This is a genomic window from Bradyrhizobium sp. NAS80.1, assembly GCF_001908205.1.
Taxonomy (GTDB): Bacteria; Pseudomonadota; Alphaproteobacteria; order Rhizobiales; family Xanthobacteraceae; genus Bradyrhizobium.
This window is the reverse complement of the sequence record NZ_LGHL01000075.1, coordinates 45404-66732: the sequence shown is the minus strand read 5'-3', so window position 1 is coordinate 66732 and position 21329 is coordinate 45404. Positions and strand designations below refer to the sequence as shown.

At 62.9% G+C, this 21329-nt stretch carries 15 protein-coding genes and 2 pseudogenes; 12 read left to right on the top strand and 5 right to left on the bottom strand.

What is annotated here, in order from left to right:
- Positions 1-74: 74 nt before the first annotated feature.
- Positions 75-1511 (top strand): annotated as a pseudogene (locus tag AC629_RS50600) (hypothetical protein); the annotation flags it as partial.
- Here AC629_RS50600 and AC629_RS48780 read toward each other — a convergent pair.
- Complete coding sequence (locus tag AC629_RS48780) at positions 1421-1639, bottom strand: hypothetical protein (protein ID WP_245331913.1); 219 nt, start codon at positions 1637-1639, stop codon at positions 1421-1423. The pseudogene AC629_RS50600 and the gene AC629_RS48780 overlap by 91 nt on opposite strands.
- A 101-nt stretch (positions 1640-1740) precedes the next feature.
- On the opposite strand from AC629_RS48780, the gene AC629_RS18605 reads away from it, so the two are divergent.
- Positions 1741-3153, top strand: a complete 1413-nt coding sequence (locus AC629_RS18605) for an autotransporter outer membrane beta-barrel domain-containing protein (protein WP_084806485.1) — start codon at positions 1741-1743, stop codon at positions 3151-3153.
- Between the two features lie 406 nt (positions 3154-3559).
- Positions 3560-7180 carry an autotransporter domain-containing protein gene (locus tag AC629_RS18600; RefSeq protein ID WP_283847001.1) on the top strand — a complete coding sequence of 1207 codons (3621 nt, stop codon included), beginning with the start codon at positions 3560-3562 and terminating at the stop codon, positions 7178-7180.
- A gap of 381 nt (positions 7181-7561) precedes the next feature.
- Here the strand turns inward: AC629_RS18600 and AC629_RS18595 are convergent, their stop codons facing one another.
- Positions 7562-7750, bottom strand: coding sequence for a hypothetical protein (locus AC629_RS18595; protein ID WP_084806483.1), 189 nt, complete (start codon positions 7748-7750; stop codon positions 7562-7564).
- A gap of 198 nt (positions 7751-7948) precedes the next feature.
- Complete coding sequence (gene pdxR / locus AC629_RS18590; RefSeq protein ID WP_084806482.1) at positions 7949-9439, bottom strand: MocR-like pyridoxine biosynthesis transcription factor PdxR; 1491 nt, start codon at positions 9437-9439, stop codon at positions 7949-7951.
- Positions 9440-9551: 112 nt separating this feature from the next.
- On the opposite strand from pdxR, the gene AC629_RS18585 reads away from it, so the two are divergent.
- Complete coding sequence (locus tag AC629_RS18585) at positions 9552-10769, top strand: benzoate/H(+) symporter BenE family transporter (RefSeq protein WP_084806481.1); 1218 nt, start codon at positions 9552-9554, stop codon at positions 10767-10769.
- Here the strand turns inward: AC629_RS18585 and AC629_RS18580 are convergent.
- Positions 10756-11136 (bottom strand): hypothetical protein, encoded by a 381-nt coding sequence (locus AC629_RS18580; RefSeq protein WP_143199235.1) that lies wholly within the window; start codon positions 11134-11136, stop codon positions 10756-10758. The genes AC629_RS18585 and AC629_RS18580 overlap by 14 nt on opposite strands.
- A gap of 338 nt (positions 11137-11474) precedes the next feature.
- Between AC629_RS18580 and AC629_RS18575 the strand changes: the two genes are divergently transcribed.
- From AC629_RS18575 to AC629_RS18540, 8 genes are all read left to right on the top strand, one after another.
- Positions 11475-11660, top strand: coding sequence for a hypothetical protein (locus AC629_RS18575; RefSeq protein WP_084806479.1), 186 nt, complete (start codon positions 11475-11477; stop codon positions 11658-11660).
- 1748 nt (positions 11661-13408) lie between these two features.
- Positions 13409-14167: a hypothetical protein gene (locus tag AC629_RS18570; RefSeq protein WP_210419064.1), complete on the top strand. Its 759-nt coding sequence runs from the start codon at positions 13409-13411 to the stop codon at positions 14165-14167.
- A 140-nt stretch (positions 14168-14307) separates the two neighbouring features.
- Positions 14308-14964, top strand: a complete 657-nt coding sequence (locus tag AC629_RS18565; protein WP_084806477.1) for a hypothetical protein — start codon at positions 14308-14310, stop codon at positions 14962-14964.
- 276 nt (positions 14965-15240) lie between these two features.
- Positions 15241-16050, top strand: a complete 810-nt coding sequence (locus AC629_RS18560) for a nucleoside phosphorylase (protein ID WP_084806476.1) — start codon at positions 15241-15243, stop codon at positions 16048-16050.
- On the top strand, positions 16047-16751 hold the full coding sequence (locus tag AC629_RS18555; RefSeq protein WP_168195522.1) for a TIGR04282 family arsenosugar biosynthesis glycosyltransferase: 705 nt from the start codon (positions 16047-16049) through the stop codon (positions 16749-16751). The genes AC629_RS18560 and AC629_RS18555 overlap by 4 nt, the downstream gene beginning before the upstream one ends.
- A gap of 4 nt (positions 16752-16755) precedes the next feature.
- Positions 16756-18117 carry an MptA/MptB family glycosyltransferase gene (locus AC629_RS18550; protein WP_502693028.1) on the top strand — a complete coding sequence of 454 codons (1362 nt, stop codon included), beginning with the start codon at positions 16756-16758 and terminating at the stop codon, positions 18115-18117.
- A complete protein-coding gene (locus AC629_RS18545) occupies positions 18114-19193 on the top strand; it encodes a radical SAM/SPASM domain-containing protein (protein ID WP_084806473.1) in 1080 nt (359 codons plus the stop codon). The genes AC629_RS18550 and AC629_RS18545 overlap by 4 nt, the downstream gene beginning before the upstream one ends.
- On the top strand, positions 19190-19906 hold the full coding sequence (locus AC629_RS18540) for a glycosyltransferase family 2 protein (protein ID WP_084806472.1): 717 nt from the start codon (positions 19190-19192) through the stop codon (positions 19904-19906). Before AC629_RS18545 ends, AC629_RS18540 begins: the two co-directional genes overlap by 4 nt.
- A 200-nt stretch (positions 19907-20106) precedes the next feature.
- On the opposite strand, the pseudogene ampC reads toward AC629_RS18540, so the two are convergent.
- Positions 20107-21247: pseudogene (gene ampC, locus AC629_RS18535) on the bottom strand (class C beta-lactamase).
- Positions 21248-21329: the final 82 nt, after the last annotated feature.

The following is a 21329-nucleotide window of genomic DNA, read 5'->3' as shown; positions in this document are numbered from 1 at the left end:
CGGCCAGGGCGTGTTTCGCGCCGACGCGGGGGCGACGCATGTCGTAGAATGGGAACCGTGGGGGCGGGAATTTGGTGAAGTCATTTCAACTTGCGCGCCGGAAGCTGGCGCTGCTCGTCCCGTCGTCATTCGTCAAAGGGTTCGTCAGCAATCGGGGCGGGCCGGGCAAGGTCGGGACGTCGGGGAAGGGGTCATGTTCGCTCGTCCCCAGGACCGCACCGCGGATCTCCCGTGCCCTGCTTGCCACCACATCCGTGGCCACGCTTGGACTGGCCCTGGTGACGACGTCGTCGTTCGCCACCGACTGGACCGGCGCCACCTCAACCGACTGGTTCGATGGCACGAATTGGTCCGCCGGCGTTCCGACCAGCGGAGACGATGCGAATATCGGCACGGTCACTCCCAACGCGACCGTGGTCGGCGCAACCGGCGCACAAGCGCGCGATCTCTCTATCGGCAATTCCGGCACCGGCACACTGACGATCGAGAATGGCGGCACGGTGAGCAACAGATACAGCTATATCGGCAAGGGCGCCGGTTCGACCGGCACCGTGACGGTCACCGGTGCCGGTTCGTCCTGGACCAGTGTGGGCGATATCTATGTTGGCCAGGATGGCACCGGCACGCTGACGATCCGGAATGGTGGCGCGGCGAGCAGCACCTGGGGCTGGGGTTGGATCGGCCATAACGCGGGTTCGACTGGCACCGTGACGGTCGATGGCACCGGCTCGTCCTGGACCCTTTACAGTAGTCTCATTGTCGGCAGTTCGGGCACCGGCACGCTGACGATCCAGAACGGCGGCGCGGTAAGCAGCGCCCAGGTCGACATCGGCACCTTCGCGACCGGCACCGTGACCGTGACCGGCACCGGCTCGTCCCTGACCGCTGGCACCGACTTCAATGTCGGCAATGCCGGCACCGGCACGCTGACGATCCGGAATGGCGGCGCGGTCGGCAGCTTCTTTGGCTATATCGGCAAGAATTCCGGCTCGACCGGCACCGCGATGGTTACCGGCGCCGGTTCGTCATGGACTTCCTACCGACTCTGTGTTGGCTGTTTCTCGGGCACCGGCACCTTGACGATCGAGAACGGCGGCGCCGTGGTCAGCAACAGCGGCACACTCGGCGCAAGTTCCGGCGCGATCGGCACAGTGGCAGTCGACGGCACCGGCTCATCCTGGACGAATTCCGGTTATTTCTATATTGGCCAGGCTGGCACCGGCACGCTGACAATCCAGAACGGCGGCACGGTCAACGTTGGTGGACCCGTGACGGTTGCCCTGAACGCCGGGTCCAGTGGAACGCTGAACATCGGCGCCGCCTCCGGCCAGACCGCAGTGGCGCCCGGCACCCTGAACACCTCTTCGGTTGTGTTCGGGGCCGGCACCGGCCGCATCGTCTTCAACCACACAGCCGTGAACTACAGCTTCGCCCCGGTCATTTCGGGCGCGGGAGCGGTCACGGTCGAGGCCGGCACCACCGCTCTCACGGCTGCCAACACATACACTGGCCCCACTACGATCAATGGCGGCACGCTGGCCGTCAACGGCTCGATCGCATCGAGCACGACGGTGAACGCGGGCGGCACGCTGGCCGGCACCGGCACGGTCGGCAGCGTCGTCATCAACAATGGCGGCACCCTGGCGCCGGGCAATCCCGTCGGTACGCTGACAATCAGTGGCGATCTGACGTTCGGCGCCGGCAGTTTCTACCGTGTCGCGCTCTCGCCGGCGTCGGCCAATGTCTCCGGCGCGGCGACGCTTACGGGCGCCAGCGTGCAGGCGGCGGTCGCCCCCCGGCAGCTCACTCGTCAAGCAGTCCACCATCCTGCACGCGAACGGTGGCCTCGGCGGTACCACTTTCAGCGGCATCAGCGCGCCGAACTTCGTCGCGAGCCTGAGCTACACGCCAACGGACGTGGTGCTGAATCTTACCGCCGCGCTTGGCGCCGGTGCGGGGCTGAATACCAACCAGCAGAACGTCGCCAATACGCTGAACACGTTCTTCAACGATGTCGGCACGCTGCCGGCGAATTTCTCCGGCGTGTTCGGCCTGACCGGCAACAAGCTCGGCACCGCGCTGTCGCAGCTCTCCGGCGAAGCCGCGACCGGCGCGCAGCAGGGTGCCTTTCAGTTCATGGGCCAGTTCCTGGGCCTGATGCTCGACCCGTTCGCCGGCGGACGCGGCGACGCGGGTTATGGAGCAGGTTCGGCGCTCGGCTTCGCGCCGGAGCGGGCAGCGTTGCCGGACGACATTGCGCTTGCCTATGCCAAGGCCACGAAGACGCCGCTCGACAAGGCGCCGCAAGTCTCCGAACCGCGCTGGAGCGTGTGGGGCAGCGGGTTCGGCGGCTACAACAAGACCAGCGGCGATGCATCGACTGGCAGCAACGATCTCACGGCGCGGGCCGCGGGCGGTGCGGCCGGGCTCGACTATCACCTCACACGCGACGCGGTGATCGGCTTTGCGCTCGCTGGTGGCGGCACCAAATGGGATCTCGCGCAGGGCCTCGGCGGGGGAAAAAGCGATGCGTTCCAGGGCGGCGTCTATGCTTCGGTACGCTCGGGGCCGGCCTATGTCGCCGCATCGCTGGCAGCGGCGAACCACTGGATGTCGACCGACCGCTTCGCCGCGTTCGGCGACCATCTCACCGCGAGCTTCAATGCGCAGAGCTATGGCGGGCGCATCGAAGGCGGCTATCGCTTCGCCACGCCCATTGCCGGCGTGACGCCTTACGCGGCGCTGCAGGCGCAAAGCTTCCGCATACCGAGCTACAACGAGGCCGATCTCAGCGGCGGCGGCTTTGGTATCGCCTACGCCGCGCGCAGCGCGACCGACACCCGCAGCGAACTCGGCGCGCGCTTCGATCGCGCGATGCTGGTGGCACCCGATGCGGCCTTGACGCTGCGCGGCCGCCTCGCCTGGGCCCATGATTGGGTCAGCGATCCCGTGCTCACCGCGGTGTTCCAGACGCTGCCGGGCGCGAGCTTCATCGTGGGCGGTGCGACGCCGGCGAAGGACACCGCGCTGGTCTCGGCCGGCGCCGACCTGCATCTCGCTGGCGGCATCACGCTGTCGGCGAAGTTCGACGGCGAGTTCGCCGGCCGCGCGCAGACCTATGCCGGCACGGGCACGCTCCGCTACAGCTGGTGATGCGACCCAAATGCGCGTGGTGCAGATTTGCAGACCAGTGGGGGGTAGGCGCTTGGTGGACGGCACATGTCGTCGAATTGGGCGGTGGGGTGGAGACTTCATCGGGGCATTTCAACTTGCGCGCCGGGCGCCGCGCATCGCGCAGTTATCCGTCAAAGGGCGCGCAACCGATCGGGGCCGGTCCGGCATAGCCGAGACGTTGCGCCGTAGGCACACGGTTCCGGAAATTCGCCTGTCACTCCGTATTGCGACCGAATCAAGCGGACAGGCGGTGGTTTCCCGCCATGGGAACCGTTACGAAATTCTTACAAATTATTGAATCGTGCGGGGGCGAGTGGTGACGTTTGGAAGTGAAAAGACCGGGCAGGTCCAAGCCCGGCGCTATGCATCGTCAACCCAATCCCTGTTGAACAGCACTGCGCTGGTGCGCCTCTGCCGCGCGGGTGCGCTGGGCCTCGCGCTCTCCGGTGCGTTGCTCGCGACGCCTGCGCTGGCCGATGGCGGCGCGGGAGGCAACGCCGCCGCGGGCGGAATAACGGGCGGCACCGGCGGAACTGGTTTCACAGGCAATCCAGGCGAACCAGGGACCACCAACCCGGGCTCCGCCGGCGTCGGTGCCGGCGGCGGGGGCGGCGGTGCCGGTGGTGGCAAGGGCGGGAATGGCGGTGACGGGGTTTATGGCAACAACCCCGCGAGCAATATAGGCGGCGGCCTCGGGGGCGACGGCGGTACCGCGGCCAGTCCGGATGGACAAAACGGAGCTCACGGCGACATTGCGGGTGGCGGCGGTGGTGGCGGTGGCGGGTTCAATGGCAACGGCGCCGGCGCGGCGACGATCACCAACTCGTCAGCGCTCGCCGGCGGGAAGGGTGGCAATGGCGGTCTCGGCGACGTCGGCGGTGGCGGTGGCGGTGGCGGCGCGGGTGGTTACGGCGCCATCGTCACCGGCGCTGGCGCGAACAGCAACACCAGTACGATCACTGGAGGCAATGGCGGGAATGGCGGCGGCGCCGCTGGCGGGGGTGGTCATGGAGGGAATGGCGGCGACGGCGGCATCGGGGTCCAATTCACGGCCGCCGGCGCCACCTTTGCCAATTCCGGCACTGTAACGGGGGGCAATGGCGGGACCGCCGGTACGCCGGGCTTTGGCGGCGCCGGTATTGTCGGCTCGGACCTCACTGTGATCAACAGCGGCAGCATCAGCGGCGGGCTCTCGGGCAATGGCGTAACGCGTGCCAACGCCATCACCTTCACCGGCGGCAGCAACACGCTCACACTGCAGAACGGCTCATCGCTGACCGGCAACATCGCGATCAACGGCGCCGGCAGCATCACGTTCAACCAGAGCACCGCTCAAACACTTGCCAACGTGATCGTTGGCAACGGCTCGATCATTCAGAACGGCACCGGGACGCTTACGCTCTCGGGCGCCAATAGCTATCTCGGCGGCACGGTGATCGCCGGCGGCACGCTCAGGGCGGGGAACAATTCGGCGCTCGGCACCGGTCCGGTGGACATGACCGCAAGCGGGACCACGCTCGACCTCAACGGTCATACGGTCGGGGTCGGCGGGCTCTCGGGCGTGGCGGGGAGCACCGTGCAGTTCGGCAGCGGCAGCGCTCTCGCCCTAGATGTGGCGACCGGGACAAGCCATAGCTTCGCCGGCAACCTCGTTGGCAACGGCAGCTCCTTCAACTTCGTCTTGAAGTCGGGCGCCGGCACGCAGTCCCTCAGTGGCAACAACACGCTGGCCGGTGTCTTCGCCGTGCAGCAAGGAACCCTATCGCTGGACAGCGCCACGGCGATGAGCAGCGCCGCGTTCCTGGAGGTAGCAAGCGGCGCCCAGGCGAAAGTCAACGGCGTTGGCCTCACCATCGGCGAGCTGGTCACCACCGGCAGCGGCGACGGCACGGTGGAGCTCGCCGGCGGCAGCCTGACGGTGGCGCGGGCGGGCGCGGTCAATGCCTTCGCCGGCCATCTGACGGGTACGGGTGACTTCATCGTCAACGGCAGCGGCGGGCTGGTGCAGACCCTGAGTGGCACCAGCGACTACAGCGGCGCCACCAAGGTCGAGCAAGGCACCCTCAAGGCCGGCGCCAACGGCAGCTTCTCTGCCAATTCGGCCCATACGATATCGAGCGGCGCCACCCTCGATCTTAATGGCTTCAACGAGACCATCGGCTCCCTCGCCGGCGCGGGCTTGGTCACGCTTGGTACCGGGACGCTGACCGCCGGCGGCGACAACTCCTCGACCACGTTTTCCGGCGGGATCGACGGCAGCGGCGGCTTCACCAAGACCGGCACCGGCACGATGACGCTCGCGGGCGTCAACAGCTATTCCGGTGCGACGATCGTCAATGGCGGCACGCTGCGCGTGAGCAGCGACCTCACGTCGTCCAGCGGCATCATCGTGAACGCCCTGGGCACGCTCACCGGCACCGGCCCTGCAAGCGCGGTGCAGGTGAATGCAGGCGGCGCATTTGCACCGGGCACCGGCACACCGGGCTCTTCAATGACGGTGGCGAGCCTCGCATTTCAGTCCGGCGCGTTCTATGCCGTGAACCTCAATCCAACGACATCGAGCTTCGCTAACGTCACCGGCGCGGCGACGCTGGGCGGCGCGACGGTGGTGGCGAACTTCGCTCCCGTCGGCGGCTATGTCCAGAAGCAATACACCATCCTGAACGCGGGCAGCATCAGCGGCACATTCAACTCCACGGTGGTCAACACCAACCTGCCGTCGGGCTTCAAGACCTCGCTCAGTTACGACGCCGCGCACACCGAGGTCTATCTCGATCTGGCGCTCGACATTCTTCCACCATCGACGAATGGCGTGAACGTCAATCAGCGCAACGTCGTCAATGCGGTCACCAACTTCTTCAACGCCACGGGCAGCATCCCGCTAGCGTTCGGCAATCTGACGCCGAACGGTTTGACGCAAGCATCGGGCGAACTCGGCACGGGTTCGCAGCAGACCAGCTTCCAGGCGATGACGATGTTCATGGACCTGCTCACCGATCCGTTCTCCGCGGGACGCGGTGGTGATGCGAATGGTGGCGGCGCAACGGGCTTTGCCGACGAGAGCGCGAGCATGGCCTATGCAGGCCGCGCAAAGTCGAAGACCGCGCGAGATGCGTTCGCTGCTTACACGAAAGCACCGCCGCGTGCGGCGTTCGATCAGCGCTGGAGCGTTTGGGCGTCAGGCTTCGGCGGATCGCAGACGACCGACGGCAACGCCGTTGTTGGCTCCAACAATACGACCAGCAGCATCAATGGTGCCGCCGTCGGTGCGGACTACTGGTTCTCGCCTGACACCCTGGCGGGCTTCGCGATGGCCGGTGCGGGCAGCAACTTCAGTGTCGCCAATGGCGGCACGGGACGTTCGGACATCTTCCAGGCCGGTGCCTTCGTGCGTCATAACTTCGGCGCGACATATCTGACGGCGGCAGCAGCCTATGGATGGCAGGACGTGACTACGGATCGTTATGTTTCTGTTGCTGGTGTCGATCATCTGCGCGCGAACTTCAACGCGAATGCTTACTCGGGCCGCATCGAGTTGGGACATCGTTTCCTGACGCCATGGTTCGGCGGACTCGGTGTCTCGCCTTATGCGGCGGCACAGACCACCGCATTCGAGCTGCCGTCTTATAACGAGCGCGCGATCTCCGGTGCCAGCACCTTCGCATTGAACTACGGCGCGGATACTGTGACTGCATCACGCACAGAGTTGGGGCTGCGTTCCGACAAATCTTTCGCACTTGATGGCGCTGTGCTGACATTGCGCGGCCGTGCGGCGTGGGCGCACGACTTCAATCCGGATCGTGCCATCACCGCAACATTCCAGACGCTGCCCGGCGCATCGTTCATCACGAATGGCGCGGCGCTCGCGTCCGACTCCGCTCTCGCGACCGCATCGGCCGAAGTGCGCTGGCTCAACGGCTGGTCGGTGGCGGCAACATTTGAAGGTGAGTTCTCGGACGTGACCCGTAGCTACGCCGGCAAGGGCGTGTTGCGTTACAATTGGTGAAACTTAAAAATGATGATCCGTGAACACGTTCGCCACGTCGTCGCCCGCCATCGTGCATCTTCCATTTAATCGCTGTGCGGCAGCATGGCGCTGGCGCTGGCGGCGGTGCAGCAAGACCGGTGTCAAATCACATACAATCCTTGGGATGATTGGGTGACGCGATCCACGGTCAGGCCGCACTTGTCACCGGTCGCGACTTTAAGTCGCTTCGCAACCACTTCGATCAGATGGTCATTGAGCCGATGAGGCGATCCTTCTGACGTGAAGATCCATGCATCGTGTAACTCGCCGTTGGGCAAGATAAGCCCTATTTGGGTGATCCCGAAGCGCTCTCCTTTGGGATTGCTTGGATGCCAGGCCAGCGTGTTTAGCCCGAACAGATCACTGCGGTGGGGTCACGATATCAGGCAGCCTGACCTGAAGTGCGATTTCGAGCACGAAATTGATCGTGCCGGGATAGCAGGTGGAAATTTCAGGAAAGTGCGGCTTCAGCAGGGGAGCCTGCATCCTCACCGTATTCGTTGCCCTGCCGAGGCCGCTGCTGACTTCCCCAATGAAGCTGAATGGCATCTCACGCTCCTCATGCGAGCATCGACCGCCGGGCCCGCCGGAACGTCCTTCGCTAGAACCGTGGCGAAAGAAGGGGATGCCGGATCACGAAAGAGGCCGGTCTAGTTCACTGCCGAGGACCTCGGCGCCCACCCAGAACCGGCCAGGATCGCCCCTTCCTCAGTAAGGATAGGCATCGGTATCCGGAGATTGTAAGACCTATGCCTTCATCACCGTCCGAAGTGCATTCGCCAATTTCCTGACCGCGATATCGATCTCGTTCGGGGTGTAGGCGGCAAAGCCCATCAGGAACCCGGCCTTGCCGTTTCCGGCGGCATGAAGTGCTGACAATCCCAAAATCTCGATCCCGACACGTCGGGCCGCATCGATGGCGGTGCGCTCAGACAGGTCGCAGGTCAGCATACACGGCATTTGCAAGCCGCCGACAGGCACCCGTGCCTCGACAAAGTCCGATAGACGTTTGCTGACGAGGGTTGCCAGCACGTCGAGCCTTTCAGCGTAGATGCCGCGCATGGTGCGGACATGCGCGCCGAAATGCCCGCCTTCCATGAAGCGGGCGAGCGTCAGTTGCGCCATCGGGGCGGAGTGCCCGTCAAGCAGCGTGCGCGCGACGGTCATCGGCTTCACGAGCTGGGGCGGCAGCACGACGTAGCCGATCCTCAAGCCCGGAAAGAGCGATTTGGTGAAGGTGCCGATGTAGATCGTTCGGTCGTGCGAATCGAGGCCCTGCACGCAGGCTGTTGGCCTGCCGGCATAATGGAATTCACTGTCGTAATCGTCCTCGATGATCCATGCCTGATGTCGGGCGGCCCATTCGATCAGCGCCAGACGGCGATCGAGTGCCAGCGTCGCGCCGGTCGGGAATTGGTGCGAAGGCGTCAGGAACACGGCCTTGACCTTACGTGATTCAGTCGTGATCTGCTCGACGACGATGCCCTGACGATCCACGCGAACGGGCACGCATTCCAACCCCGCCGCGTCGAAGGCCCTGCGCGCGCCATAGTAAGCGGGGTCCTCGATGAAGATTCGATCGCCGGAGTCGAGCAGCAAGTTCGCACACAGGGTTAGTGCCTGTTGCGAGCTGGTGAGGATCAGCACCCGGTCGGCCGTGGCGCGCGCGCCCCGCTCAAGGTTCACATAATCGGCAACGGCGCGTCGCAGCGGTTCGGTCCCCTGCGGATCGCCATGAAGCAGGGCCTGCGTGCCGGTTTCCTTCAACACTTGCCGCTCCAGACGCTCCCAGAGCTGAAGCGGAAAGTTGCGTGTCTCCGGCACCCCATGCGCGAAAGGCCGCGGTGCGAGCAGCTCGCGCACGCCGCCGCTGCGAAACATGGCGTTGCCGCGCTTGCTGATATTTGGAGCCTGGTTGCGCAACAGCGCGTCCCGCTGGGACAGTCTGCGCCCCGGCGTGAACTCCGTCATCTCCGTCACGAAGCTGCCGCTGCCTATTCGCCGGTCGATGAAACCTTCGGCGTGAAGCTGGGCATAGGCTGCCTCGATCGTGTCGCGCGACACACCGAGGGATTTGGCGAGCGCGCGCGAGGCTGGCAGCGGTTTCCCCGGTCCGAGCGCGCCATCGAGAATCAACTGCCTGATCGCCCGCTGAATCCGCGCGTGAAGCGGCATCGCCGCATGGGCGGGATGGGCAAGCCAGGCCTTCACGGACTCGAGTTGGGAATGCCTAAACAAATGGTCTGGGTCTCTCGAATGAAGTGGATGGGTTCAACAGACCATTGACCGACTAGATGTCAAGCCAGCTCATCGCCGCTGCATCGAAGCCCTCTGGAGTCTCGTCAAGACTATGTCGTCTGGTTCATCATCATCCATTCGCTTGAGCGATCTGACGCACCCTGTCGTCGCGGGGCTGATCTCCGTCCTCGTCAACTATGGCGGCACGTTCATTCTCGTCTTTCAGGCCGCCAAGGTCGCGGGCCTGAGCCCGGAACTGACGGCATCCTGGGTCTGGTCCGTTTCCATCGGCGTGGGGCTGACAGGACTTTTCCTGAGCTGGCGCTATCACGAGCCGATCATCACAGCCTGGTCCACTCCGGCAGCGGCTTTCCTCGTCACCGCGCTTGCAACGACACCCTATGCGGAGGCGATCGGAGCTTACATGATCTCGGCGGCGGCATTCGTCGCTCTCGGCGTATCAGGCTGTTTCGAGAAGGTCATCCGGCTGATCCCGCCCGGCATCGCCTCGGGCCTGCTCGCCGGCATCCTGCTGCAATTCGGTATCGGCGCATTCGGCGGCGCGAGCGTCGATCCGTTGCTGGTCGGGTTGCTGATCGTCGCTTATGTCGTGCTGAAGCGTTTCTCCGCCCGCTATGCCGTGGTCGGCATCCTCGTTCTTGGGCTCGCGTTCCTGCTGACGCAAGGCCGCGTCGAGCTGTCGGGGCTGCAGCTTCAGTTCGCAATTCCAGTGTTCACTATGCCGGAATTCTCGCTGAATGCGCTCCTGGGCGTCGCGCTGCCGCTGTTCCTGATTACGCTGACCGGCCAATACATGCCGGGAATGCTCGTGCTGCGGAACGACGGCTTCAAGACCAGCGCCAATCCCATCGTGACCGTGACGGGCCTCGGCTCGCTCCTCATGGCACCGTTCGGCTCGCACGCCTTCAACATCGCGGCCATCACGGCGGCCATTGCCACCGGCAGAGAAGCCCATGAAGACCCGTCGAAGCGGTGGATTGCCGGCATCGCGGCGGGCGTCTTCTACGTCCTCGTCGGGGCGTTCGGCGTGACGCTCGCCGCCGTGTTCATGGCATTCCCTGCAACTTTCATCACGACGCTGGCCGGTCTCGCGCTGCTCGGCACGATCGGCGGCAGCCTCGCAGGAGCGATGGCCGATCCGACCTCCCGTGAGGCGGCGTTGATTACCTTTCTGGCCTCCGCCGCGAACATCAAGCTGCTCGGCATCGGCGGGGCATTCTGGGGGCTGCTGATCGGCCTTGTCGCCTACGTCGTTCTGAACGGCTGCCTGCGGCGCCGAGAGTTATTGGGGCAGACTATCTCGCCTTGAGTGGATCGCCCGCGGTCCGCGTCAGGCGATCCGCCTTTACCAGTACGCGATCGTCAGCAGGCTGCGGCCGCAGTGAGAAGCTGATCGCGACAAAAGCGACGCAGAGCGCTATGCCCACCGCCATGGCGCGCTGAAAGGTTGGCCTATCAGCATTTTGAAATGAGGGGGTGCTACTCCTCTTTGCCAGCTGTTCAAATCCAGCTTGGGAAAGCTTTTGCAATTGTTCGGCTTCGCGATGCTCGATGGAAAGCGCGCGGTAGTGAGCGGCCATCTCACGATAGTGTTCTCGTGACAAAAGATCGATCGCCTCCGCAGCGCGTTTTTCAAACGCCCGGGCTCGGTCGGCAAGCTCTTTTGCCTTTGACATCGGGCACCTCATTCGAAGGTGGTCCGCTGGAAACCAAATAATTGGTCGGCCGGCGCGTCAATCCGGTTCAACGCTTGGACGACCTCAGGTTCACGTTGGCGAGCCCAATAGCCGTGTCGCGTTGCATTTTGTTTGCGAACGAGCTGAGCGATATCTTCAGCTTGGATTGCTTTTCGTTCACGCGCCTTTCGACAGACCGGTGTTCAAACTTTTCCCGCGCTCACTTTGCCCCGCCGGTCGGAGATGGGACAGGAACTATGCCCCATCGCGCCGCAAAAACTTCACAGTTTGAGGAACCAATACCCGTGCCCGCTGGGGGATCAGCGCATGGGGGAGCCATGACTGACAGCGAGTGGAAGGAGCGCTGGCACGAGGTCGAGCGCTTTCGATTGATGGCGCGGGAAACGACTGACCCAGTGGCGGCGGCTCTGCTTCTCGACATCGTGTCGGACTTGGAGGCCGACTTGAATGAGTTGGTCGACGTAGAGGCGCAGGGGCTGCCAGGGTTTGGGGCCGCCGCTTGAGTGAAGGCTTGGTCGATTGAGCCAGCCAGGCAACCGAAGCCTGTTCGGCGAGCAACTCGCCATAGTTTCGCGAAGTTGCTCGCGCCGCCCGACTGAGGAACGGCGAGGCGCCGGCGCGCCGGTTTGCGCTGGCGGGCGCTCATCCTTCGCCGCGCGGGTTCGCTGCTTTGTAATGCCGGGCGCCTGCGATGAGCGGCTAGTTCTTTGAGACTAGTCGTTTATCTCTAATTCTCATGTCCGGCTTGGCGTTGGCGATGCACGATGGAATTGATATTCGGCGCCATCGTTGTATTCGAGGGATTCCGGCGAAGGCGGATTAGGACACGAAAGCGGCGTCTAAAGTAGCTCGCAAATTATCGATTCCTGGGGGGCCGGCGCAGCGTAAGCCCCACCGCTGGTCGTGGGTGTGAAAAGCCTTGCGACGTCGCGCTCGCGGGTCAGACGCGGAGCCACCGATCACGGTATAAGGACCGCAGCGAACGCCATCGCTATGGGAAGCAACCCGAGACCGATCCCGCCGGCTCTGTAAGCCATCCCCTTGTCGAGTAGTGGTCTGGATGGGTGACGCATGACCAAGCCTCCTCGCAGCCCCACCGACGGCAGCATGCACCCGCTGAAGGAAATCCGCTAGGGCCTTTATGGCGCTTGGCGGTGTACACACCGCCAACTGCCTGGAGGAGGTGCGTGTGGACCTTTGATCACCAACCGCGGCACGCCGCCTAGCCTTGTGCGGTCGCCGTATATGGAGTCGAGCCAGCTTTCCGTAAGGGATACATCCTGCCACGGGATTGGATGCGGCTTAGTTTTGGAGAGCGGCCGATCGTCTTTCGGGTTTGTATCCGCAACCTCCTAAGAACAAGGAGCCGCGAACCGACGTGGCCTTACTTTCGAAAATAGGTCTTTGCTGCCAATCCGGTAATGATTATCTACGCCTCGGCAAAGATTCCGAGGGCTACGGTCGATCAAGACAAGCGCCCCAAACTCAATGTTTTTGCTACCTTGCAGCAAGTGTAGACGAGGCCGACAGATGAAAAGAGCGTTCTGGCTACTTCTGATCGCCACGAACACGCTGCTGATCGAACCGGCAGTTGCGCAGCCTTCTGTCGGCGGTCCATCCAGGCGGCTCTCTTCAGTAGGCGGACCTCGGCCGCAAGTGAACCCGATAGTGGCGCAGCAGAAGGGTACAGTCGTAACACCACAAACGGCGCCCACAAAACACTCCCTTAAAAAGTAGCGCGCGACCTGGATGTCAACCATCGCCTGCTGCGGTGCGACTGACTGACCTTCACTAAGGCCGAATCCGACAAGTGGAAGCAGCTCGTCAGTGACGTGCATATCCTGATTTCACCGGCGCACCATTAGCTTATAATTACATCAACCCTCTCCATGAGAGGGCTTACTGCAACGCAGCGGCTTAGAACGGCCAGTTTGCCCACAACAGACATGATGCGAAAGGAGGTCTGCCAAGGGACGGCACGACTTCAGTAGCCGTCAGGTATCGGGCTTCCAATTTCGCAACGGTTAACGGCAGCTAACACAACCTAACAGGCAATTTCCACGCGGTTGCGCCAATGTGAGCGTAGCCTTCAGGCGCAAGACAAGTGTCAAACGGCCGTTCGTGCACAACGAGGAAAAGGTGCCCGCTGCCCGACGCAAGCTTCCTTCTCACCTCAACCGGGCTGAAATCCCACGACAGTCGGGCCTTGGCTCGGACAACGCGTTCGCCCCCAAACCGAAAGGAGCTCGACATGACCAGGAGTCTACCTCTCGTGCGCTGCAAGATGAGCCGTCTCGATCTGATCTTCTTCCTTGCCCTCAGCATGCTGCTGATCTTCCCCGCCGTTTCCAGGGCGCAGCAGAGCCCTCCGGTCGCCGAACAGATCGCCAAGGTCTACGGCCTCGATTCGTTCGGGCAAGTTGAGGCCATCCGCTATACTTGGAACGCGGAATTTCCCGGCGGTCACAAAGTCTCCAACAAATGGGAATGGGTCCCGAAAACCGGCACTGTCTCCTACGAGGGGAAAGACAAGCAAGGCAATCCGGTCAAGGTGACCTATCAGCGCTCGCAGCTCGACGGCCAGAGCGATGTCGTCAAGAAGGAAGTCGATCCGGCATTCGCCAACGACCAGTATTGGACGCTGCTCCCTTTCCACCTTCTGTGGGATGGCGCGTCGGCAACCGACGAGGGCCAGCAGAAGCTACCGATCGGTGATGGGACCGCTCGGAAGGTCGCGATGAAATATCCATCGGAAGGTGGCTACCAGCCTGGCGACACCTGGGACCTCTACGTCGGCCCCGACGAGCGGATCGTGGCAATCACCTACCACCGGGGTGCCCCCAACCCGCCCCACCTCGTGAGCGCAACCTATGCGGCCTACAAGAAAGCTGGGCCCTTACTGATCTCAACGGATCACCCCGGAATCGTGGATGGAAAAGACTTCCGGATCACGCTGACGGATGTGTCGCTGAAGCTTGCAGGATCCGACAAGTGGATTGACGCGCACTGAGCCACGCAGGCGGATATGAGGGGCGAGGCGTGCCGCCCGATCGTTTGGACGGCGGCGCGCCTTGTCGGCCGACGGCAGTGAAGTAACGATCGCATCAACCCATACGTAGAGTGATTGTCCGATACCGGGAGCCCGCGCCCATGCCGACCAATCCCTTCACCGACATTTGGCATTTCCTGACCGCGGCGACGAATGATTACCTGCACCAGGGAGGTTGGCGCTGGCCGATCCTGGCGCTGTTCTGGGTGCTTCTGCTTGCCAGCATTGCAATGGCGTTGCGGAATTGGCAGGCGGACCCGTCGCAACGGACAGGGCGGCATCTCGGAATCTGGCTGGTGCGGGTGTTGGTCGGCATCATGTGGTTCCAGGGCATGTTGTGGAAGCTGCCGCTGCCGGTATCCGACGGCCTCCAATACTGGACCGAGCAGGAAACGACCAGTGCGGCGTTCGAGTTTCACCGCACCTTCCTGAAGGATGTCGTGTTGCCCCACATGACGATATTTGGGCCGATCGTCTTTCTTGCCGAACTCACATTCGCAGGATCGATGATCTTGGGGCTCGCGGTGCGGTTCGTGGGCGTGCTTGCCATCACCTATACGCTGCAACTCTGGCTCGGCCTCTATGACAACTCGTCGGAGTGGCCGTGGACGTACATGTTCCTTGCCCTGCTGATGTTCCTGTTCGTGATCGAGGCCGCTGGCCGCAGCCTCGGATTTGATGCCTGGTTGCACCGCGATGTCCCTGCCGTTCGCGACGGAAAGGGCTTTGTCGGCTGGTTCTTCAACATGGCAGGCTAGCCATCGTTTCTTGTGAAAGATGCGCACGTTCAGCGAGACATGCAGCATGGGATCGACACGACCGGCTGCTGCGGGGATAGCAATGCCTTGCCATTCCCGCACCGAATAGAGGCCACCGGAGTTACGTCAATCAAAGCTATCTTGTTACATCCCTCGAAATTTTTTCCCCGCTTGGTGAGCTCTTCGGCCGCCTGCGGTCGTAGCCATCGGGCGGCGCTTGCCGGCTATCGATGAGAACGCTACCAATGACCCAGCGAGCTGGAGGTCTGTCTGACAATGACGGTCGATGATTGCAGGGTCCCGCCGATTCTCGCCCAAAAACATTACACAGCGCCGTCCGCCTTCACGCCGGAAAATCTGCTGCGCGAAGCGCGCAGGCAAAAGCGGATTGCAGACACGAGCGTTCCTGCCGTCTGCGTGCTCGACCCTGACGGCGACATTGTGCGCAGCCTGATTGCCCGAGGCGAAGCCCGGCTCGAACCCGGATGGGCCTGCTACCACACGCAGCTCTACACTTTCAGGCGCGGCGGGATTGATTTCGGAATTGTCGGCTGCGCCGTCGGCGCCTCGTTCGCGGTATTGATCGCCGAGGAAATGTTTGCGTCAGGCTGCAAGCTACTGATCAGCGTTACCTCCTCGGGTCAGATCTTGCCGATACGCCCGCCGCCTTATTTTATCACAATCGATCGCGCGCTGCGCGACGAAGGTACCAGCTATCACTATATGGCCGCGTCCGACTACGCGCATGCTGATGCCGGATTGATCGCGGAACTCGATGGCGCGTTCCACGGCTTTACCGTGCCTGTTCTCACCGGCGCGACCTGGACGACGGATGCGCCATTTCGCGAAACCCAGTTGGCAATCGATGCAATGGCCAAGAGGAATCTGATGGCCGTTGAAATGGAAGCAGCCGCGCTCTACGCGTTCGCACAGGTCCGACAAAAGCCAGTACTGTGCTTTGCCCATGTGACAAATCAGATGGGACGCGTCGATGGTGACTTTGAAAAAGGTGAGGCGGACGGTAGCCATGATGCGCTGCAATTGATCGCGATCGCTGCCGATCGCCTGCGGTCACGATTGCCGTGAGCGTCGCGGCGATCGGGATCATCGGCAAGACGCCGCAGCCCGGCCGCTCAAAAACACGGCTTGCGACAGCCGTTGGCGAGGTCGCCGCTTCCGAGCTGTCCGCCTGCTTTCTCCGGGACGTTGCCGCGGCCATCGAGGCGGTCCCTGAGCCGCTCGGCAGACGAGGCTACGGAGTCTATGCGCCGGCGGGCACCGAACACATCATGCGGCAGCTGCTTCCGGCGACGTTCGGACTGTTGCTCCAGACCGGCGACGATCTCGGCCATGTGCTGCTTGGCGCGACGCGCGCGCTCCTGGAGGCCGGACATGACTGCGTCCTGCTCGTCAATGGCGACAGCCCGACCCTGCCAACCCGCCTGCTGGTGCAGGCTGTTGAAGCCCTGCGCGAGGCGGGCGACCGGATGGTGCTTGGGCCGGCCTCCGACGGCGGCTATTATCTCATCGGCTTGAAACACCCGCATCGGCAATTGTTCACGCAGATTGCATGGGGAACGGAAACAGTTGCCCGCAGTACCTGCGAGCGCGCCGCCGAAATCGGGCTTGCCACAACGCTGCTTTCGGAATGGTACGACGTCGACGACATCCAAACGTTGCGTTGGCTGCAGGACGAACTGGCTGGGCGCTCGACCCGGTTTCGGGGAGGCGGGCTTGCTGCGGCGAGCCGGGCCTTTCTCGGCACCGTGCCGCAGTTAGATCTGTGAGCCAATGTCAGGAGCTGTTGCCCATCAATTCGGTCGAATGGCGCGTGTCGCCGACAGCGCGTCTCCGCTTCATCTGCTGGCAGGCATCGGTATTGTCGTTGTCGGTCTGACGCTCATCACACCGTTCGCCTTCGAGGCTCTCGGCGACAATGCCTTCATGGCCGCGACTATTCCCGTGGGGCTGCTTGCGATCGTGGCGACGCGGCTCGCCGAGCGCAGGCAAGATGGGCGCGTTCTGTGGTTCATCTTCGGCGTTGCGATCGTTCTGAGAGTCTATGCGCTGTGGTTCGATCCGCTGCTGTCCAGCGACATCTATCGCTATGTCTGGGATGGCAGGGTTCAGGCGAACGGCATTAACCCGTATCGCTTCGCCCCTGCTGACGAGGCGCTGGCGTTCTTGCGCGACGGCGCGATTTTTCCGAACATCAATCGGGCCGATACCGCCGTCACAATCTATCCTCCGGTCGCGCAATTCTTCTTTCTCGTCGTCACGCGGATCGGTGAAAATGTGACCGTGATGCGCATCGCGCTGCTGGGGGCCGAGTCCATCACCGTTTTGCTGATCGTGCTCTTGCTGCGGCGCATGAACCGCCCGATGACGCGTGTGACCGCCTATCTCTGGCATCCGCTTCCCGTGTGGGAGATTGCCAACAGCGGCCATGTAGACGCGCTGATGGTGGCGTTGATGCTGCTCGGCCTGTGGATCGCGCTGGCCGGTCATGCACTCCGCGGCGCCGTCGCGATCGCATGTTCAGTGCTGGTGAAACCTTATGTTGCGCCCGTGCTGGCCGGGATCTGGCGCCCGTGGGACCTCAAAATGCCGCTCGTCGTGATCGCTGTCGTGGCGCTTTGCTATCTTCCCTATCTGTCGGTCGGGTGGGGAGTTCTTGGCTTCCTGGCCAACGGCTATCTGACGGAAGAAGGCATCAGGGCCGGCAACGATCTCTGGCTGTTGTCAGTCTGGCGGCTTGTGTTTGGCGAGCATCAAGGTGATGTCATCGCCTACGTCATATTGGCAGCGCTGCTTCTCTTGTTCTTGGGGCTCTCCGTGGCCCGCAGCGCCGATCACGCCGTCGCGTCCCGGCTCGCTCACATCAACATGCTGTTACTCGTTACCCTCCTGTTGTTGTCGCCAAACTATCCTTGGTATTTTCTTGTTATCATGCCGTTTGTCGCCCTGTGCGGCTCTGCGCCAACCTGGATCGTGTCGATCGGAGCGCTGTTGCTGTCGGAGCAGCTCGACTGGGATTTCTACATTCCAAGAATGGTGACCAAGTCGGTCCTGTTCGGAGGCCTTTTGCTCGCTTGGGCTGCCATGGCCTGGACTCGCATGCAGCGAACCGCAGATAAGGGGGAATCAGCATGAGCGATTCCGCCGAAGTGTCAGGCGCCGGGAAGCCATTCGATCCGCGCCGTTATCACGAGCAGGTCGCGGGCGAGCGCACCGATATCGCTGCGCGTCCGCCAGTCTGCCTCTATCTGGAAGTGACCAACCGCTGCAATCTTTTGTGCACCACCTGTCCTCGTACCTATGAGGAGCTCGAGCCGCCGGCAGACATGAGCTGGGACCTGTTCACGTCGATCGTCGATCAGGCTCCCGGTCTTGCGCGGGCGGTTCTGCATGGCGTCGGCGAGCCAATGCTGGTCGCGAACCTGCCTCGGATGGTCAGATACCTGAAGGACCGCAGCGTCCACGTCCTGTTCAACACCAATGGGACGGTCCTCAGCGAACGCAACGGCCGTGCGCTGATTGACGCCGGGCTTGACGAATTGCGTGTGTCGCTCGATGCCTCAAACCGCGGGAGTTTCAAGGCGATCCGCGGAAGGGACTATTTCAGCCGCATCACCCGCAATGTGCGCGCGTTTCGCGAGCTGCAGGAGCGGGAAGGACACATGAAGCCGCAGGTTTCGATCTGGCTCACAGGTCTCAAGGAGACCGTCGCGGAACTCCCGGCATTCGTGACGGTTGCAGCCGAGATCGGCGTGAAGGAGGTCTATCTGCAACGGCTGGTGTTTTTCGATGAAGCGGCAATTGGCAAAGCCCAGCCGGATCAGGCCCTGTTCGAGCGCCTGACCGAGGGAGAAGCGACCTATCTGAAACAGGCCGAAGAGCTGGCGCGTTCCCTTGGCGTGACCTTCAGCGCGTCCGGCGCGGCGAGCGAGCCGGGACTAAGTCTGAAGGGTAGCGGCGAGGATTCGCCGTGGTCGCTGTGTCGGCGGCCATGGTCTCTGATGTATTTCACGGCCAGTGGCCGCGCCCTGCCGTGCTGCATCGCGCCGTTTTCGCAGCATGGCTATGACAACTATACGCTCGGCAATGCAAGGCAGGAATCCTTGCGGGAGATCTGGAACGGGCGCGCATATCGAAACTTTCGGGCGGCGCTGCTTTCCGACAAGCCGCCGAAGGCTTGCGCCAATTGCGGCCTGCGTTGGAGCCTGTGAGCGAGGTGCCAGTCGTCTCGGCGATCATTCCGTGTATCGACGAGGAAGCGGCGATTGGCCAGGTCGTGACCGCGGTGCTGACGCAGAATGTGAGCGAGATCGTCGTTGTCGACGGGGGCTCAAGGGACGGTACCGTCGCGCGCGCAGAGGCCGCCGGAGCTCGTGTGATTGTCGAGCCGCGACACGGCTACGGCCGCGCGATCCAGGCGGGTATCGCCAAACTGCGAGACGACGCCGATATTGTCGTCTTTCTCGACGGCGACGGCAGTGATCCCGCCGAATTCGTCTCTGAGCTGGTGGCGCCGATCGTTGCGGGCCAGGCTGTCTTCGTCCTCGGTTCACGCGTTCGCGGTTCACGCGAGCCCGGCAGCCTGGCGCCACAGCAGCTCATCGCGGCCCATGTCGGCGGGCTGCTCTTGCGGCTCGTCTATGGTGCTAGCTTCACGGATCTATCGCCATTTCGCGCCATCCGCCGGGCTGAACTCGCGCATCTCGGGATGAAGGAGGAGACCTATGGCTGGAATCTCGAAATGCTGATGCGGGTTGCGGCCGCTCGGCTGCCGGCACTGGAGATTGCCGTTGGACAGCGCCGCCGGATCGGAGGTGTATCGAAGGTCTCTGGCAACGTCATCGCTGGGGTCAAGGCGGCCTGGTCCATTTCCGCGACCTTCGTTCGCCTCGCGTTTGAGCTGCGAGCTTCTCGCAGACAATAGCTATCAGGAGCCGTTGTCAGCGCCTGTCGGTGTGATCTCGGAGGACAATGCTCTATCCAGCTGAGCTACGGGTGCCCGCAGGGCTTCCTTTTGCCGATTGACCCCTATCGACAACGGCCTTGGCCGGGAACTGCCGGGGCTGCGGCAGCCTTTCGACTGCCGCCGTGCGCGAACGACAGAAAGGAAAAAGGGGAGGCCGGCTAGCGGGCGTCCAAGGAAAGCTGCTCGAGCACCGCATACGTTGCCTTGATGCGCGCCGGAATCGGAAGGGTCTTGTTGGCCAGCATCACGATTCCGATCTTCTTCTCAGGCACGAAGGCAACGTAGGCACCGAACCCGGTCGCCGAGCCTGTCTTGTTGAACAGCGTGGGCTGCGAAGGGATCCGCGGTGGGGCCAACAGCGTCGTGGCCTGGGCCTCCATCGCCATCGTGCTGGAGTTGCCGGCCAAGAGCTGGCGCAATGTGACCGGGTAAGGGTATTGCTCCCAACCGAGTCCTTGCACCATGTCGCCGACCCCATAATACCCAACGTGAGTGCCTTCGATGGCGCGCTGCATGGGTGCCTCAAACTTTTCCGGCGCAATGTTGGCCTCGACGAAACGAATCAGGTCGGCCGACGTGGATTTGATGCCGCCGTAGGCTGCAGAAAGGACACCGCGACTGGCGCGCACCGGCTGGTTATCCTTGTTGTAGCCCCACGCGTAATTGTGCATCTCCAATTCGGGGACTCGAATGTAGCTATGGCTGAGGCCGAGCTTGGGAAGAAGCTGGGCTTCGACAAGATCGGCGAAATCGGCGTTCGCGGCGAGGCCGGCAATATGTCCGAGCAGGCCGATGCTGGGGCTCGAGTATTGCCGCGAGGCGCCGGGCGCGGCGGATGGCTGCCAGTGCTGGAAATAGTTCCACCATCCCGGCATCGTTCGTGACGGCGTCCGGGAACTGCAGTGGCAGCCCGCCGGCGGTATATGTGCCGAGATTGAGGAGGCTGGCCTCATCGATGGCGCTGTGGCGCAACTCCGGCATGTATTTCCCCGGATGATCGTCGAGCGAAATCTTGCCGAGCGCTTGCGCATAGGCGACCAACGTCGCCGTGAAGGCCTTGCTCACTGAGCCGATCTCGAACAGCGTGGCCTCCGTCACGGGCGCGTTGCTGTCCTTCGACGTCACCCCGTAATTGAAGAAGTAATGCTGACCGCCGATTGTCACGGCTACGGCTATCCCCGGCACGTCATGCTCTTCGAGGAGCGGGCGAAAGCTGCGATCCACGGCGGCCGTGATGTTCCCGGGGCTATCGCCGGCCCTGACTACAGCGGGGATCAGTGAGAGCAGGACAAACGCCATCAGGGCGGTACTGCCGATCGACAATCGGAGCGCAGCGCGGCGCGTCACAGGGGATAGCAGTCCAACAAGCCTCACAGGTCAG